The sequence below is a fragment of the Aliivibrio thorii genome (assembly GCF_057368585.1).
In genome coordinates this window covers 324,821-341,376 of the sequence record NZ_CM170654.1, presented here as the reverse complement: position 1 = coordinate 341,376, position 16,556 = coordinate 324,821, and the positions used below count along the sequence as shown (strand labels likewise).

At 38.2% G+C, this 16,556-nt stretch carries 11 protein-coding genes; 4 read left to right on the top strand and 7 right to left on the bottom strand.

Annotated features, from left to right (window positions below; translation table 11 throughout):
• The first annotated feature begins 25 nt into the window (after positions 1–25).
• The 3 genes from AC2IP4_RS01570 to AC2IP4_RS01560 all read left to right on the top strand — a co-directional run bounded on the left by AC2IP4_RS01570 (position 26) and on the right by AC2IP4_RS01560 (position 3,072).
• Positions 26–427, top strand: a complete 402-nt coding sequence (locus tag AC2IP4_RS01570; protein ID WP_105053905.1) for a hypothetical protein — start codon at positions 26–28, stop codon at positions 425–427.
• A gap of 387 nt (positions 428–814) precedes the next feature.
• A complete protein-coding gene (pykF, locus tag AC2IP4_RS01565; protein WP_375321260.1) occupies positions 815–2,227 on the top strand; it encodes a pyruvate kinase PykF in 1,413 nt (470 codons plus the stop codon).
• A gap of 182 nt (positions 2,228–2,409) precedes the next feature.
• Entirely contained in the window at positions 2,410–3,072 is a 663-nt protein-coding gene (locus AC2IP4_RS01560; protein WP_486310498.1) for a GntR family transcriptional regulator, read from the top strand.
• A 329-nt stretch (positions 3,073–3,401) separates the two neighbouring features.
• Here the strand turns inward: AC2IP4_RS01560 and AC2IP4_RS01555 are convergent, their stop codons facing one another.
• The 4 genes from AC2IP4_RS01555 to AC2IP4_RS01540 all read right to left on the bottom strand — a co-directional run bounded on the left by AC2IP4_RS01555 (position 3,402) and on the right by AC2IP4_RS01540 (position 9,909).
• Complete coding sequence (locus AC2IP4_RS01555) at positions 3,402–5,297, bottom strand: GGDEF domain-containing protein (RefSeq protein ID WP_486310497.1); 1,896 nt, start codon at positions 5,295–5,297, stop codon at positions 3,402–3,404.
• A gap of 133 nt (positions 5,298–5,430) precedes the next feature.
• Positions 5,431–5,925 carry an acetolactate synthase small subunit gene (ilvN, locus tag AC2IP4_RS01550; protein ID WP_105053900.1) on the bottom strand — a complete coding sequence of 165 codons (495 nt, stop codon included), beginning with the start codon at positions 5,923–5,925 and terminating at the stop codon, positions 5,431–5,433.
• Positions 5,925–7,646, bottom strand: coding sequence for an acetolactate synthase 3 large subunit (locus AC2IP4_RS01545; RefSeq protein ID WP_375321264.1), 1,722 nt, complete (start codon positions 7,644–7,646; stop codon positions 5,925–5,927). The genes ilvN and AC2IP4_RS01545 overlap by 1 nt, the downstream gene beginning before the upstream one ends.
• 424 nt (positions 7,647–8,070) lie before the next feature.
• Positions 8,071–9,909, bottom strand: coding sequence for an AMP-dependent synthetase/ligase (locus AC2IP4_RS01540; RefSeq protein WP_375321266.1), 1,839 nt, complete (start codon positions 9,907–9,909; stop codon positions 8,071–8,073).
• Between the two features lie 325 nt (positions 9,910–10,234).
• On the opposite strand from AC2IP4_RS01540, the gene AC2IP4_RS01535 reads away from it, so the two are divergent.
• Entirely contained in the window at positions 10,235–11,428 is a 1,194-nt protein-coding gene (locus AC2IP4_RS01535) for an ISL3 family transposase (protein ID WP_375320385.1), read from the top strand.
• 26 nt (positions 11,429–11,454) lie between these two features.
• Here the strand turns inward: AC2IP4_RS01535 and leuO are convergent, their stop codons facing one another.
• The 3 genes from leuO to AC2IP4_RS01520 form a co-directional block, all read right to left on the bottom strand.
• Entirely contained in the window at positions 11,455–12,432 is a 978-nt protein-coding gene (gene leuO, locus AC2IP4_RS01530) for a transcriptional regulator LeuO (RefSeq protein ID WP_375321267.1), read from the bottom strand.
• 335 nt (positions 12,433–12,767) lie between these two features.
• Entirely contained in the window at positions 12,768–15,185 is a 2,418-nt protein-coding gene (locus AC2IP4_RS01525) for a bifunctional aspartate kinase/homoserine dehydrogenase II (protein ID WP_486310496.1), read from the bottom strand.
• On the bottom strand, positions 15,185–16,351 hold the full coding sequence (locus AC2IP4_RS01520; RefSeq protein WP_486310495.1) for an O-succinylhomoserine (thiol)-lyase: 1,167 nt from the start codon (positions 16,349–16,351) through the stop codon (positions 15,185–15,187). Before AC2IP4_RS01520 ends, AC2IP4_RS01525 begins: the two co-directional genes overlap by 1 nt.
• Between the last annotated feature and the right edge of the window lie 205 nt (positions 16,352–16,556).

Genomic DNA, 16,556 nt, shown 5'->3' with positions numbered 1-16,556 from the left:
ACAACTTCATGATTGGATAACTACCATGTCAAATAAAACAGATAAAGGCATCTGGTTTGCTTATATTGCGAGCCTATTAACGCCAGTAACACTAATGGTTTCAGGCATTATTGCGATTATTTATGCTGGATACCAAATGAATAAAGGAACGAACGATGATGTTGTTGATAGTCATTACTACTCTATTATCAAGAGCTTCTTCCTTTTCCTTACATTTTTTGTTGTTCTTGCCGTTAGCGCGGCAACAATGAGTGGTATGGTTGCTGGATTAGAATATTGGGTACATAGCTCTATTCTTGATAAAGTTTATTCTGCAATTCCAGTTATTGGAGCAATCATTTCATTCTTAGCTATTGGCGCTTGGTTTGTTAAATTAGCCAAAGGAATGCAAAAACTTAAAGCATATCAACCAATTGAAAATCAATAATATAAAGGCACTCTATGTGCCTTTTTTATTTCGAACTATAAAATAAATATTTAGCAAAGATCCTTAAAACAAGAAAGTGATCTTCATCTATTTTACTGTTAGAATTTGCACCAAAAGCGATAGAAAATTACAGAAAAGATCTGATCGAAACGATGTTGAGTAATGTAAATTTGTTTTTAATATTGTAATTAAAGTGCAAATTGTTTACCTGAATCAATAATCCATTACTCTTTTCGGTCTAAACTACAGGCAATTATTAAATTTATATGCTTAGTCATAAAGGTTATGAGAATGAAATTTGTTGTAATTTATCAACATCTCATATCATTAGACTGAGCATTACTGCGTTTATCATTTTAAATATACTCATCTGGAGAGATTTCTCACATGAAAAAGACCAAAATCGTATGTACGATTGGCCCAAAAACTGAGTCAGTAGAAAAACTAACTGAACTTGCAAATGCTGGCATGAACGTAATGCGCCTTAACTTCTCACACGGCGATTTCGCAGAGCACGGTCAACGTATTGATAACGTACGTCAAGTGATGGAAAATACTGGCAAGCAACTTGCTATTCTTCTTGATACTAAGGGTCCTGAAATCCGCACTATCAAACTAGAAAACGGCGATGACGTTACTCTAGTTGCTGGCCAAGACTTCACATTCACAACTGATATTTCTGTTGTTGGTAACAAAGACGTTGTTGCTGTTACTTACCCAGGTTTTGCAAAAGATCTTGAAGTGGGTAATATCATCCTTGTTGATGATGGCCTAATTGAAATGGAAGTTGTAGCTACAACTGAAACTGAAGTTAAGTGTAAAGTTCTTAACAGCGGTGACCTAGGCGAAAACAAAGGTGTTAACCTTCCTGGCGTTTCAGTTAAACTTCCAGCTCTTTCTGAAAAAGATAAAGCTGACCTTAAGTTTGGTTGTGAGCAAGGTGTTGATTTCGTTGCTGCCTCTTTCATCCGTAAAGAAGAAGACGTTAAAGAAATCCGTGAATTACTTGTTGCTAATGGCGGCGAAAGCATTCAAATCATCTCTAAAATTGAAAACCAAGAAGGCGTTGATAACTTCGATTCAATTCTAGAAGCTTCTGACGGTATCATGGTTGCTCGTGGCGATCTTGGTGTTGAAATCCCAGTTGAAGAAGTAATCTTCGCTCAGAAGATGATGATCGAGAAATGTAACCGTGCACGTAAAGTTGTAATCACAGCAACTCAAATGCTTGATTCTATGATCAAAAATCCACGTCCAACTCGTGCTGAAGCGGGCGACGTTGCGAATGCAATCATGGATGGTACAGATGCAGTAATGCTTTCTGGTGAGTCTGCTAAAGGTAAATACCCAGTTGAAGCAGTAACTATCATGGCTCAAATCTGTGCTCGTACAGATTCAGCACTAAAAGCAGAACTAGGTTCTCGCCTAGACAGCCCTCGTCTACGTATCACTGAAGCGGTATGTAAAGGCGCTGTAGACACAGCAGAAAAACTGAATGCCCCTGTAATCGTTGTTGCTACTGAAGCTGGTAAATCAGCTCGCTCAATCCGTAAATACTTCCCAACAGCTAAAATCATCGCTGTAACAACTAATACTAAGACTGCTGCACAGCTTTGTCTTTCTAAAGGTATTACACCAATGGTTGTTGATTCTATCGACAGCACTGATGCATTCTACCTACGCGGTAAAGAACTAGCTCTTGAGTCTGGTATCGGCGCGAAAGGCGACATCGTTGTTATGGTTTCTGGTGCTCTAGTTCCATCAGGCACAACAAACACAGCATCTGTACACGTACTATAATTCGACTATTTAGATCGTTTTAACAATACGTTCAATAAAAGAGGGCCTTGGCCCTCTTTTTTTATGAAATTTATTGCGCCATAGATACAACACGATATACTACAGATAAATAACGGTACTTATGACGATATGTGATTTTCCATGCCTTTCATAAATAATACGAATTTATAAGAGAACCTATTGTGTCTAGTCCAACCCTTACAGATAAAGTATCAAAAATGATCTATCAAGATATCCTTAATGGTGATCTTATACCTGGTCAAAAATTAGTTGTTGCCGAATTAAAAGAACGTTACCACGTTGGAGCATCCCCTATTCGTGAAGCTCTTGTGCAGTTATCTTGGAATAAATACGTAACATTAGAACCTCAAAAAGGCTGTTGGGTAGCCTCTATATCAGAAGCTGAGTTAAAAGATCTATTTGAAGGTTTACGAGTTGTTGGCAAAGTTTTACTTGAAAAATCTATTTCAAATGGTGATGAAGCTTGGGAATTAAACATTCTTACTAGCTTTCATAAATTAAGCAAAGTAAGCCTAGAGGAGCCGTCAGTTAATGTGTTGAAAGAATGGGAAGATCGCCATTCCGCATTCCACAGTGCGCTCATTGAAGGTGCAAATGCGCCTATTATGTATAAATTTCATCAAGAATTAACAAATCAAATTAAGCGCTATCATCACCTACAATCTGATAACCAAAGCATTTATAAAGCACAAATCAACTACCTAGAAGATCATGAAGCTCTAATGAAGCTCGCTTTATCTCGTAATTCAGATAGATCCGCAGAACTTCTAGATAATTACTATTTAAAAACAATGGATATGTTATCAGCCTCTTTTTCGGCTTAAATACAAAAATAGAAAAGAAAAAACCAGACAATGTCTGGTTTTTATTACCATCCGAAAAATTCTTTATTATGAGTGCTAATTAATATCACCATTAATAGGAAGTAAATCGCACTCAACTTAAAACCTAAAACAGCCAAACTTCCTACAGTAAGCCTTACTAAAAAGTCAGTAAACATAGAAACCTCACATCATACTTAGCCTGTTGAGCTCTCCTTTTTATGCTTTCATACCAATGATGAGTTGATATTAGTATCCTACTACAGACTTATTTATTGATGAAAGTAAGTATAGACAAACTTAGACTTTAGTCTAATGAGTAAATCGTAAACTTAGGCTAAATCAGCCACGCTTGTACACACTGAAACCTTATTTCTTCCATTCGCTTTTGACTCGTACAAAGCAAGATCTGCGCACTTGTAAGCGCTTTCTCTAGAGAGATTAATGTCCGTTAAACCTCCGCTAATGGTTACTTGGTACTCATCTAAACGAGAAACGGCAATACGAAGTCGGTTAATGACCATGTCTGCATCTTTTAATTCCGTATGCGGCATGATAATCGCAAATTCTTCACCACCTATTCGAGCCACAAAGTCAGTTTCTCGGCTGCCATCTTTCAATACTCTGGCAACCAACCTAATGACTTCATCACCAATTTCATGTCCAAGAGTATCATTAATACGTTTAAACCAATCAATATCTAAAATGGCTAAGCAGCATTGGTGCACAGGGTGATAACGATTGGTTAATAGCATCTGATTTTCTAATTCAAATTCAAATTTACGTCGATTCCAGCAATCAGAAAGTGAATCTTTCTCACTTAAATAACGCAGCTCTTTTTCTAATAGTTTTCGCTGTGTAATATCAATATAAGAAATAATATAATACTGAACTTCGTTTATTTTTTTCATAACTGATTGTATTCTAACCAATAAACTTAGTTCTTCTTGGTTCTTGCCTAATACATCAATTTCACCTTGCCACGCTCCAAGTTCTTCCACTTGTTTCCAATTATTCAGTCTTTTCTGAGATTGTTCACAGTGTGACACCAATACATCAAAAGTACTTTTCCCTATAGAATCATCTGATGTAAAACCAGAAATTGAAGTGAATGCCTTATTTACTTTAATAATACGCTGATGTTTATCGGTAATAACAACTGCTGACATTCCTTCCAATGCCGATTTCGCAAGCTGACTCTCTAAATTTGACCTATCCCATGACGTTAATAAAATACCGAGAGGGATAACAATTAAACCGAGCAATAGAAAAACAATGGCAGCCTCTTCTACCACCTCTACTTTTAGGTAATAAAAAGACTTTTCAAGCGCCTTCTCAGGATAACAAAGTAAAAAATAAGCGCCTTTATTAGGGTATCTTTTATCAATAGAAAAACGATAAAAAGAATAAATGCTACCTTTTAAATAAGTGCTGCCAACTTGCACCTCTGACATGATACTCCATAGTTCTGGTTTTTCTTCTTTTAGTGTTTTGTCTTCTCTACCATTAACTAAATGGCCAAATATCTCTTCAGGTTTATCACTTAAAAGATAATAACCATCTTGATTAACAATAGAAGGTGAGATACTAAGTGTTGGTGAAAACCTTGCTACATTAACGATACTAGAATCACTTAACTCTGCTAATACATACCCCTTTCTTACACCGGAGATATCAATAGGGATAGATATCTGCATCATTGGCTTATATATTCCTGAGCTTGCTAATTTATGATTAAGAATAACCCCTTCAGAAAAAATACGCCCTTCAGGTAGCTGGGTAAGTGTCTTTAAGTGTAAATCGTTAACTGCTTGCTCACCGGTTATCTGTTTTATGGTTTTTCCAGTATCCGCATCATAAGTAAATGAAAATAAACTGTCTCCATTCTCATTGACTAACTCCAACGTTGAAAAGAACTTTTCAACTTGCATAAGACGAAGCCAAGAGGATTCAACCGCTTGCTGAACACGTGAGGAAGGGTATAAAAAATAATCATATAAAAGACGACTTTTAGAAACGAGATCTAATGTGTTAGCTATACGATTAGAAAGTTCATTGAATTCATGATGGCTATAAGCCAATTGTCGAGTCGATTCTTTTTTGATTTGCTCAATAACAACTGTTTTTTTCTTCAGGAAATCATTATAAAAAAACAGTGCTGTTATTATAGAGAAACACAAATAGACACATGCGGAATACACTGTTATTTTTACTTTCTTGTTATGCATATATTATTCCATACAATCACTTTACAACTTTCCATTCCATGCAGCTTTATAGCATTAGCAATAAAGCCTTCTTGCATGATAAAAGAAGGCTCTATTAAACAATGGTAACTAAATAAGGGAAACGACTACAGGGTTACACCCTTAATGATTTATCTCCACGAGCAATACCGACAACACCACTTCGCGCTACTTCAACCACTTCTGTTACTTCTGATACTGCAGTAATAAACGCGTCGAGTTTTTCAGAAGTACCAGCTAACTGAATCGTATATAGTGAGCTTGTCACATCAACTATCTGACCTCGGAAAATATCAGCCGTACGTTTAACTTCTGCTCTTGCAAACCCACTAGCTTTCACTTTAACAAGTAATAGTTCTCGTTCAACATGCTCAGTCTCAGTCACTTCTTGAACTTTAATCACATCAATAAGTTTATGCAGTTGCTTTTGAATTTGCTCTAACTCCATAGCATCACTTGCTGTTGTAATATTTAAGCGTGACAAAGTAGGGTCTTCTGTCGGAGATACGGTTAATGACTCAATATTGTAACCACGCTGTGAAAATAGCCCTACAACTCGTGATAAAGAACCTGATTCATTCTCTAATAATAGTGAAATTATATGTCTCATTAGGTTCTCTCCGTTTTGCTTAGCCACATTTTATCCATTGCTTCACCTTTGATCTGCATAGGATAAACGTGCTCTGTTTCATCTACATTTATATCAACAAACACCAGGCGTTCTGTTAATGACAGCGCCTTCTCTAATCCAGATTCAAGCTCATCAGGATGGTTGATTCGAATACCAACATGACCATAAGCTTCTGCAATCGCAGCAAAATCAGGTACTGATGTCATGTAAGAATTAGAGTGACGACCTTGATAGATAATATCTTGCCATTGCTTAACCATACCTAAGAAACGGTTATTTAAGTTGATAATTTTAACTGGAATATCGTATTGCAATGCTGTTGATAACTCTTGAATGTTCATCTGAATACTGCCATCACCAGTGACACACACAACCACTTCATTAGGATGAGTAAACTTCACACCTAATGCGGCTGGTAAGCCAAATCCCATGGTGCCAAGGCCACCAGAGTTAATCCAACGACGTGGTTTATTAAATGGGTAATATAACGCAGCAAACATTTGGTGCTGACCAACATCAGACGCGACATAAGCATCCCCATTCGTTAGTCGATGTAAGGTTTCAATCACTTGTTGAGGCTTAATACGGTCAGGTGAGGTTTCGTAAGATAAGCATTTTTTATCTTGCCATACTGAAATTTCTTTCCACCATTGTTCTAAAGCTGCCTCATCATTACTTCCACCTTGCTCAACAAGTAATTTAAGCATCGACTCTAAAACGACCTCTGCCGAGCCAACAATAGGTACATCAACTCGAACATTTTTAGAAATAGATGAAGGATCGATATCAATATGCATGATAGTGGCATCAGGACAATATTTTTCTAAATTATTGGTTGTTCTATCATCAAAGCGCACCCCGACACCAAAGATTAAATCAGCGTTATGCATCGCCATATTCGCTTCATAGGTGCCGTGCATACCTAGCATACCTAATGCATTTTTATGTGTACCAGGAAAAGCACCCAAGCCCATAAGCGTACTGACTACAGGTAAATTAAGTGATTCTGCTAATTTAATAACGTGTTGTTCTGCTGATGAGATAACAGCACCACCACCAATATACAGCACTGGTTTTTTTGCAGCTAAAAGGGTTTTAAGGCCTTTTTTAACCTGACCTTTATGCCCTGTTGTCGTTGGATTATAAGATCGCAATGACATCGACGTCGGATATTGATAAGGGAATTTAAACGCAGGGCTCATGACATCTTTTGGGATATCAATAACAACAGGTCCAGGACGGCCTGTTGAAGCAATATAAAACGCTTTTTTTATAATTTCAGGAATGTCTTCGGCTTTTCTAACTAAAAAGCTATGTTTAACTATCGGACGAGAAACACCTACCATGTCACACTCTTGAAAAGCATCAGTCCCAATCATGCTGTTTGGTACGTTTCCAGAAAGCACAATCATCGGAATAGAATCCATATAGGCGGTTGCGATTCCTGTAATCGTATTGGTTGCTCCTGGGCCTGAACAAACAAGAACCACACCCGGTTTACCAGTTGCTCGAGCAAATCCATCAGCCATGTGCGTAGCGGCTTGCTCATGTCTTACCAACACATGCTGAATATCATCAGCCTTCATGTGTAGAGCATCATAAATATCCAACACAGAGCCACCAGGGTAGCCAAATATGTGTTCAACACCTTCATCAATCAGAGATTGTACAATCATCTCTGCGCCAGATAACATTTCCATATTTATCTCCAGACATTTAAACCCTCTAACAACGACATGAATTACCGATAATTAGTGGTTTACATAGTTAGGGCTTATTTTTAGCCTAAACCGACATTAATTAGATTAAGATCCTATGTAGATGGTAATTAGTGATAACAAAAACCAACATTACGAAACAACTTTAACCTTTTCATATCACTCTGGTCTAGAGGTGATTTACGCCAATCGACGATACATTCAATTAAGATAGCATTTGCAGTTATTAATACTAAAAACAGCCAAAAAAGTGAAACTAAAAACCAGAAAAGAACAAATAAAGAGAGATAATAAACAAGCCTATTAATATTAGAATATAGATAACGATCTCACTTTTTATAGACATAAAAAAACCAGTCTAAAAAGACTGGTTTATATATTCTAATATGAGAATGAAAAAGAAAAATTACTTCTCTTTTCTCCCTTTCTTTTCATCATACATGTCATCAATTTCGTCTTGGTAACGTTCACTAATAACTTTACGACGTAATTTTTGAGTTGGTGTTAGTTCACCTTTGTCCATAGAGAACGCTTTAGATAATAAAGTGAACTTTTTCACTTGCTCAAAGCGAGCTAACTCTTTTTGTAAGTTCGCAACACGCTTTTCTAGCATCTCAACAATTTCGCTATTCTTAACTAAATCCATGCGGTCATGATAAGCAATATTTAGCTCTTTTGCGTATTCTTCCAATGCGTCATAGCAAGGAACAATCAAAGCCGACACGAATTTTCGGGTATCTGCAATAACCGCAATCTGCTCAATAAAGTGGTCTTTACCAATCGCCCCTTCAATCACTTGCGGAGCGATGTATTTACCACCAGAGGTTTTCATCAACTCTTTAATACGATCGGTAATATATAAGTTACCAGCCGCATCAAATTCACCAGCATCGCCTGTTTTTAAAAAGCCATCCTCAGTAAAGTTCAGTGCTGTTTCTTCTGGTTTATTATAATACCCCTTCATAACCATAGGGCCACGAACTAGGATCTCATTTTTTTCACCAATTTTAACTTCAGCACCTGGCATTAATGTACCGATGGAGTCTGGATGAAACTTACCATCTTCCCAACATGAAATAGTGGCAGTGGTCTCTGTCATGCCATAACCCAGTTTGACGTTAACGCCAAGAGCATGAAAAAAGCGACCGATCGTTGCATCTAATTTAGCGCCACCACAAGGCATGAAATTAATATGCCCACCTAAAATCATACGCAACTTAGAAAGTACTAGTTTATCAGCTACCTTATAAGCTTGCTTGAGAGCCCATGATGGTTCACGACCTTCTTGCTTGCACGCCGATATTTTAGCGCCCATGTTTACCGCCCAGGTAAACATCACCTTACGGTGGGCAGGGGCACGAGATACTTTTTCATGTACTGTTGAAAATATTTTCTCATAGAAACGAGGAACCGCACACATTACCGTCGGTTTCACTTCTGTTAGCGCTTCTTTGATTAGATTTGTATTTGGCAAATAGCAGTTTACTGCACCTTTGTATAATACATAAAAAGTCCAAGCTCTCTCAAACACATGAGAGAGAGGCAGGAAAGATAACGATACATCTTTCTCTGTTAGTGCTAAATTCGTGTTATGCCCTGCTAGCTGAGAACCGATATTAGCGTAATCTAGCATTACCCCTTTTGGCTCGCCAGTCGTACCAGAGGTATAAATTAACGTAAGTAAATCATCCATTTCAGCACTTTCAAGACGATGAGTAACTTCATCTTGATTAACCGCATCAGCTTTAGATATAAAATCATTCCACGAAACACCCGCTTCATGATCATTCAAATCAATATCGTCACTCAAAGCAACAATATGAGTCAGTAGTGGACACTGCTCAAAAATAACAACAGCCGCATTATATTGCGCTTGCTCACCAACAAATAGAATACGAATATCAGCATCATTAATGATATAAGCTGCTTGTGTAGGTGTATTTGTTGGATAAATAGGAACAGGAACTGAACGTAGTTGCATCGTTGCAAAATCAGCAACCGTCCAGCGAGGCATATTATTGGAGAAGATCCCTACTTTCTCTTGTATTTTCAATCCATGAGCTAATAGTGCCAAAGATAGAGTATCCATTTGTTGGCCAAACTCGCCCCAAGTGATATCACTCCATGCAGAACACTGAGTGTCACTCCAAGCACCGCATTTACGTTCACGTAATGCAGTATCATTAGGCTTATTAGCAATATGTTTGCGGATCTCTTTTACAATATGTAGGTTTTGAATAGTCATCTCGAATCACCTTTAGGCTTACAGGTGTAAGCTATAATCTGTACAAAGTGTACAAGTGGCAGTAAAAAAGGCAACTGTTTCTCTGTATAAAATGTAAGTATTGTTGTGTGAAACCCATTTCAGGATAGCTCTATTAACAAAATAATTATTTAAACTCTACATTCTGTTTATATCGTATGAATACCAATAAAAAAGGCAACCTTTTATAGGTTGCCTTAATCTCATTTTTTAGGTTCATCGCAGATTAGCGGGAATTGAAAACAAAAACGGCAGTTAGTGGTAAAGTTACATCGCCAAACACAACTTTTCATAAACTGCCGTTTTCATGCCAAATAATACTTTTTTATCATCATTCTGGAAAGGTTTTCAGATCGTAAAATCTCATAAAACTGATTCATTAATATCTATAACCTTAAAGCCTGATTCCCCAGCATTCTGCTCTTGCGGGCGACTCTCTGAATTTACTCACGATACTCAGTGGCGAACTATTAAAGACGCTATGATATTAGGAACTCCAGTTGAACTTTTGATTCAGACTAGGCGCATTACATGTTCGCTATGTGGTACAAAAACGGAAGCAATATCTTGGCTTAAACCATACTCACGCCTGACTAATCGATTGATAGAATATATTGAACAACTGCTGCCTTTGCTGCCGATTAAACATATTTCAGAACTGACTGGAGTACATTGGCACACGATAAAGAACATTGATAAACAACGACTTAAACGAGTTATCCCTGACATACCATGGGATAAATTACGTCAACTAGTGATGGATGAGTTTGCCATATTTAAAGGACATCGATATGCAACAGTGATTGCCGATGCGCAGACACATCAAGTGCTTTGGATTGGTTTAGGTAGAAGCCGAACTGATATCAGGCCTTTCTTTGAAGAGCTTGGTGAGCATGCCGAAAATATCGAAGCAGTAGCTATGGATATGAATACAGCTTTCGATCTCGAAGTGAAAGCTCATTGCCCTAATGCGCGTATTGTATACGATCTTTTTCATGTGGTAGCCAAATATGGACGAGAGGTAATGGATAGAGTTAGGGTAGATCAAGCGAATCAACTCAAAGAAGACAAAAAAGCTCGTCGTTGGATTAAGCGTTCACGCTGGATCCTTTTGAAAAATAGAGACAACCTAGACGCAAATCAACAGAGTTATCTAGATGAAATACTTTCGGTAAACCACGATTTAATGGTGACTCATTTGCTAGGAGAGCAATTAAAAGAGCTCTGGTATTGTGATTCAGAAACGCAGGCAATAGAACTATGGGATGTATGGTGGCAACAGGTAAATGAGAGTGGGATCCAACCATTAATCAGTTTTGCACGAAAGTTAAAACCATACCTTCACGGAATTGTTAGTTCGGCTTTATATCGATTAAATACATGTACACTGGAAGGAATAAATAACAAAATTAAGCTGATCAAAAGAATGGGGTATGGCTACAGAGATACAGACTATTTCTTTATGAAGATAAAAGCGGCTTTCCCCGGAAAGCCGCGATGAACCATTTTTTAGTGTGGAAATATGGCTTAAAACATCATACCTTTGCTTGAAGCAACGACTTCCTCACCACAGATAAGCATCAATTGATCTCTCATCCAAATATGACCTTTGTCTTTTTGGTATGAGTCATGCCAGCTTAAGTAACCACGAATGCTCTTTGATTCGATCGGCAGTGGTAATACTATCAATTGCTCACGATTCTGCATTGAGTTAACTAACCATTTAGGTGCTACTGTTATTAAATCTGATTGAGATACAACATACAGAACATTGCTGATGCTTGCGCCTTTATAAGCTTGTTCATACAGTGAATCCATATAAAGGTGGTCAGCAAACCCTTTAGTATTTTCAACACGGGCAGGGACAGCATGTTTTTCGTTTGCTAATTGTTCTTTAGTTATCGTTCCTTGAATACGAGGGTGATTAACTGAAGCAACAACCACTAATTCATCTGTAAATAGTTCAGTACTCATGTAGCCCGGTTCATCAAAACGAACGTAATCAATAACAAAATCTATTTCTTGATATCGCAATTTTTGTGCTATATCGAGATCATATTCACCAGATAGATTTAAACTAATATGGGGGGCTTTTTGTTGAATATCTCTCAAAATACGTGGGGCAAAACGCATATCTGATGGGCTACAAATTGATAGCTTAAACTGTCGTCCTGAGCTTTCAGGAGCAAATGTAGAACTAGGCAGTTCATTTTTAACTAGTTGCAATGCTTGACGCATTGGTGCAAACAATTGACGAGCTCGTTGAGTAGGCTGAATACCTCTTCCATGACGAATAAATAATTCATCATTAAACATCAACTTTAAACGAGAAACAGCATTACTTACTGCTGGTTGTGACATTCCCAAGTTTTGAGCTGCTCTTGTAATGTTTTGCTCTTGCATTACAGCATCAAATACCGTCAATAGATTCAAATCGACACTACGTAAAACTTGTTCTGAACTGATTATAGACGTTGGCTCTGGGGTAGATTCTGATATACTCATATGATGACTCTCTCAATCGGGCAGTTTTATTCAAATTAAATAACAGTAAATGGCTACAAGTTTTATTATTATTACTAGATATTGACCTTGTATATATTAGCCATTCTTCAATTATCATCACTGAATAGATTTACAAAATCCATAGCATGGAAAGTATTTTAATTTTAATTTATGCTTAATTTAGTTTAACGATTAAATTATAATTACAAATCAATCAATTAAGGAAAAACATAAAATAATCTAAACGCACTCCAATTACGTTTTTTCCTACAAAATCAATAAAAAAGCCATGCAAGTATGCATGGCTTCATCAAAATATCTGGTAAAACATTCGATTAAAAAAGCGCTGATATTCGATTTAAATCAGATTGAATAGCACCCGCAGTAACCTCTCTTCCCGCACCCGGCCCTCGAATAACTAATGGATTATCGCGGTACCATTTACTTTCAATTGCAAAAATATTATCACATGGTAACAAGTTAGCTAATGCATGATGCTCGACCAGAGCTTCAATGCTTACCGTCGCGCAGCCATCTTTATTTAAGCGTGCCACATAACGTAATACCTTTTGTTCTCTTTGCGCTTTTTCTAAACGCTCAAGTAACTCATTATTAATTGACTCACCTTTTTCCAAGAACTCATCCAAGCTCACTTCTCTGAGTTCTACAGGAACGAGAGACTCTACTTTTACTTGAGTTGGTTCTATTTTCAATCCTGCCTCTCGAGCTAAAATGACAAGTTTTCTCATGACATCGGAGCCATCAAGATCGTGCCTTGGATCTGGTTCTGTTAATCCTTGTTGCCAAGCAAGATCCACTAACTCGGTAAATGGAACCTCACCATTATACTGTTGGAATAACCATGACAAGGTACCTGAAAATATACCCGATAATGCGACTATCTCATCACCACTTTCTCGTAAATCTCTTACTGTGTGGTTAATAGGAAGACCGGCACCAACAGTCGCGTTATATAGCCAATGACGACCTGTTTTTGTAAACGCATCAAGCACTGCTTGATATTCATGACTTGGTGCTGAACCTGCAACTTTATTCGCAGAAATAAGGTGTATGCCTTGCTCCGCAATTTTAGTGTACTGTTGTGATAGTTCAGGGCTTGCCGTTACATCTAATACAACAACATCATCATATCCTTGAATTGCGCCAATTTTTTCTATCCATTCAAAATGCTCATAGGCGGTAGCTTCATCATCAAATTTATCTACAATTGATGCACTGTCTAACCCATCAAAATCTAACCAGTGACGATGACGATCAACTACACCAATCAATGAAAATTGCATACCATGGCGCTTCTCAAGGTTACGTTTTTGCTCAGTAAAAAGAGATAACCATTGAGAGCCAATATTTCCATGCCCACATAACACAAGCCCAACTCTTTTTTGAGCTTGAAATAAATGTGTATGAATGGCGTTAATGATCGAGGCTGTATCTACTTTACGTAAAATTGCAACCAAACTTAGCCCTGACTCAGATTCACATACAAACTCTAATGGGCAATTTTTTAATTGATGATAGAAACCATGGCTATGAATGGCATTCCCAGTAACACCTGCGCCAACGGCCGCAACCATTGAATAGCCTTCTTTCAATTTAATTTCAGCATGTACCGCAGAGTTTTGTAGAACATCTAATGCTTCATTCACGACTTCAGAGGTATACGCCAATAAAAGTGTATATTGGTCATCTTGAACCTCTAATGCTAAAGGCTGCAACTGAGAGCGAGTCAGTAAAGAAAGTACTTCTTGCTTCACTCGTTCAAAATCCTGCCCACGCCCAAAACCTAATTGAATTAAATACACATCTTCTAATGAAGTAACAATTTTAGCCCCACGACCAGAAGCCAATACTCGTTCGATACGGGTTGAGCCTGATTCAGGTTGGTAACTGCAACGCAAGCTTAAATCAAGTGCACTTTGAGCAACAGGTTGTAGTGTTCGACTATGTAATACAGGGGCGGCTAATCGAGCTAATTCACTGGCTTCATCTAAACGAAGCAACGGCAATAAACAAGCATCTTCTACTTTACGAGGATCGGCACTGAATACGCCAGCAACATCACTCCAGATAGTTACACGAGAAACTTCAGCCAATGCACCAATAATTGTTGCTGAATAATCAGAACCATTACGGCCCAGCAATACCGTCTCACCGTTTTGATTACGAGCCATAAAACCGGTAATAACAAGTCGACCATGAGGATGTTGAACCATTTGCTCTTTAAATAATGGCCACGATAGTGCGCGATCAATTTCTGGCTGACATCCTCGTTCAGCTCTTAAAAAAGAACGAGAGTCCAAAGGTGCCGCTTGCAAATCAATTTGATTTAAATAAGCAGAAAGTAATCGAGATGACCATACTTCACCATGACCAAGAATGTCGGCTTGTTGGATGTCCGTTAAAGGCGCGTGTAATTTTCCAATAGCAATAAGTTCCTCATGAAGAGTATCAAGTAAAGGCGCTGCACTTTCAGGAGTTAATAAGTCTGAAATTAAACCTTGTTGATATTGACGTAAAGACTCCAAGACATCATGAGCTAAGCGGCCATCTTTTGATAAACCATCAATCCACTCTAAAATCCTGTTAGTCGTGTTACCTGCAGCAGAAACAACCACTAAGTCATGATCGTTTGAATACTCTTTTAAAATGGTTGCGACACGGCGATAACATTCAGGGTCAGCAAGGCTACTCCCCCCAAACTTATGTAACTGACGTGGTACTAATCCTGTCATTACTTCACCTCAGCAGAGATAAGGAAGGCTTGCTTAAGATCCGCAATCAAATCGCGGCTGTCTTCTAACCCAACAGAAATACGTAACAGTGTTGGAGCTAATCCCGCTTCTGCTTGTGCTTCATCTGACATCGCTCGGTGAGTCATGGTGCCAGGGTGTGCAATCAAACTTTCTACACCACCAAGAGATTCGGCTAACGAGAAATATTTTAGCTCTTTTACAAAGACCTTAAGCTGCTCTAGTGAACCATTTAACTCAAAACTTAACATGGCACCAAACCCTGCTTGCTGACGCTTTGCAATCTCATGCCCTGGATGCTCAGGTAAGCTTGGATGATAAATTGTGCCGACTAACTCTTGCTCTTGGAGACATTTAAGTACCTCCATCGCATTTTCTTCATGTACACGCATACGAGCACCAAGCGTACGAATACCACGTAAAGTTAGGTAGCTATCAAAAGCCGTTCCCGTAGCTCCAATACAGTTTCCCCACCATGCAAAGTCATCTGCGTGCTCTTGAGTTTTAGCTATCAATACGCCACCAACCACATCAGAGTGACCGTTAATGTATTTAGTTGTCGAATGAAGGACAAAATCAGCACCCAATGTTAGAGGTTGTTGTAGTACAGGAGAAAGGAAGGTGTTATCTACCGCAACCAAAGTCCCTACTTTTGCTGCTTTTTGACAAATTTCAGCAATATCCACCACTCGAACCAATGGGTTAGATGGCGTCTCTAATAGGATAAGTTTTGGTTTTTTTGCAAGAGCTGAATCAAGTGCTTCAGTATTTGATTGGTCAACAAATAAAGTTTGGAAATCACCTTTGTTCGCACGTGTATTAAACAAACGATAAGTACCACCATAACAATCATGAGGTGCCACAATAAGATCATCCGGACCAAGTAAAGCCGATACCATAAGGTTAAGAGCAGCAGTTCCGCAGTTTGTAACGACAGCCCCAGCACCACACTCTAAATCAGATAAAGTGGTTTCGAGTTGCGTACGAGTTGGGTTTCCTGAGCGAGCATAATCATACTTAGGAACATCACCAAACTCAGAAAAGCTATAATTGGTAGATAAGTAGATAGGAGGCACAACCGCGTTATGTTGTGAGTCAGTTTCGATGCCGGTACGGACAGCAATAGTTGCAGGTTTTCTCTCGCTCATAATTTCCCTTCCAAACTGCTAGGCAGTGGTCTGATACCAATTACCTGAATGAGATATAAAGCAGTAATTTTCTACTCTTCCATTCAAGATGACTGATATAATCTAATCCATAAGTTATATTCTTCTACTTTACCATCACAAAATGAGACGTCAATACTTCTAGACGTCTATATATCTTTGCTTATAGCCGTAAATATCGCTAGAA

Excerpts from the sequence above, each read along its gene's own strand:
- AC2IP4_RS01570 (WP_105053905.1), top strand. The coding sequence starts at position 26 with ATGTCAAATAAAACAGATAAAGGCATCTGGTTTGCTTATATTGCGAGC.
- AC2IP4_RS01535 (WP_375320385.1), top strand. The coding sequence starts at position 10,235 with ATGCCAAATAATACTTTTTTATCATCATTCTGGAAAGGTTTTCAGATC.
- AC2IP4_RS01555 (WP_486310497.1), bottom strand. The coding sequence starts at position 5,297 with ATGCATAACAAGAAAGTAAAAATAACAGTGTATTCCGCATGTGTCTAT.
- ilvN (WP_105053900.1), bottom strand. The coding sequence starts at position 5,925 with ATGAGACATATAATTTCACTATTATTAGAGAATGAATCAGGTTCTTTA.
- AC2IP4_RS01520 (WP_486310495.1), bottom strand. The coding sequence starts at position 16,351 with ATGAGCGAGAGAAAACCTGCAACTATTGCTGTCCGTACCGGCATCGAA.
- AC2IP4_RS01540 (WP_375321266.1), bottom strand. The coding sequence starts at position 9,909 with ATGACTATTCAAAACCTACATATTGTAAAAGAGATCCGCAAACATATT.
- pykF (WP_375321260.1), top strand. The coding sequence starts at position 815 with ATGAAAAAGACCAAAATCGTATGTACGATTGGCCCAAAAACTGAGTCA.
- AC2IP4_RS01545 (WP_375321264.1), bottom strand. The coding sequence starts at position 7,646 with ATGGAAATGTTATCTGGCGCAGAGATGATTGTACAATCTCTGATTGAT.
- leuO (WP_375321267.1), bottom strand. The coding sequence starts at position 12,432 with ATGAGTATATCAGAATCTACCCCAGAGCCAACGTCTATAATCAGTTCA.
- AC2IP4_RS01525 (WP_486310496.1), bottom strand. The coding sequence starts at position 15,185 with ATGACAGGATTAGTACCACGTCAGTTACATAAGTTTGGGGGGAGTAGC.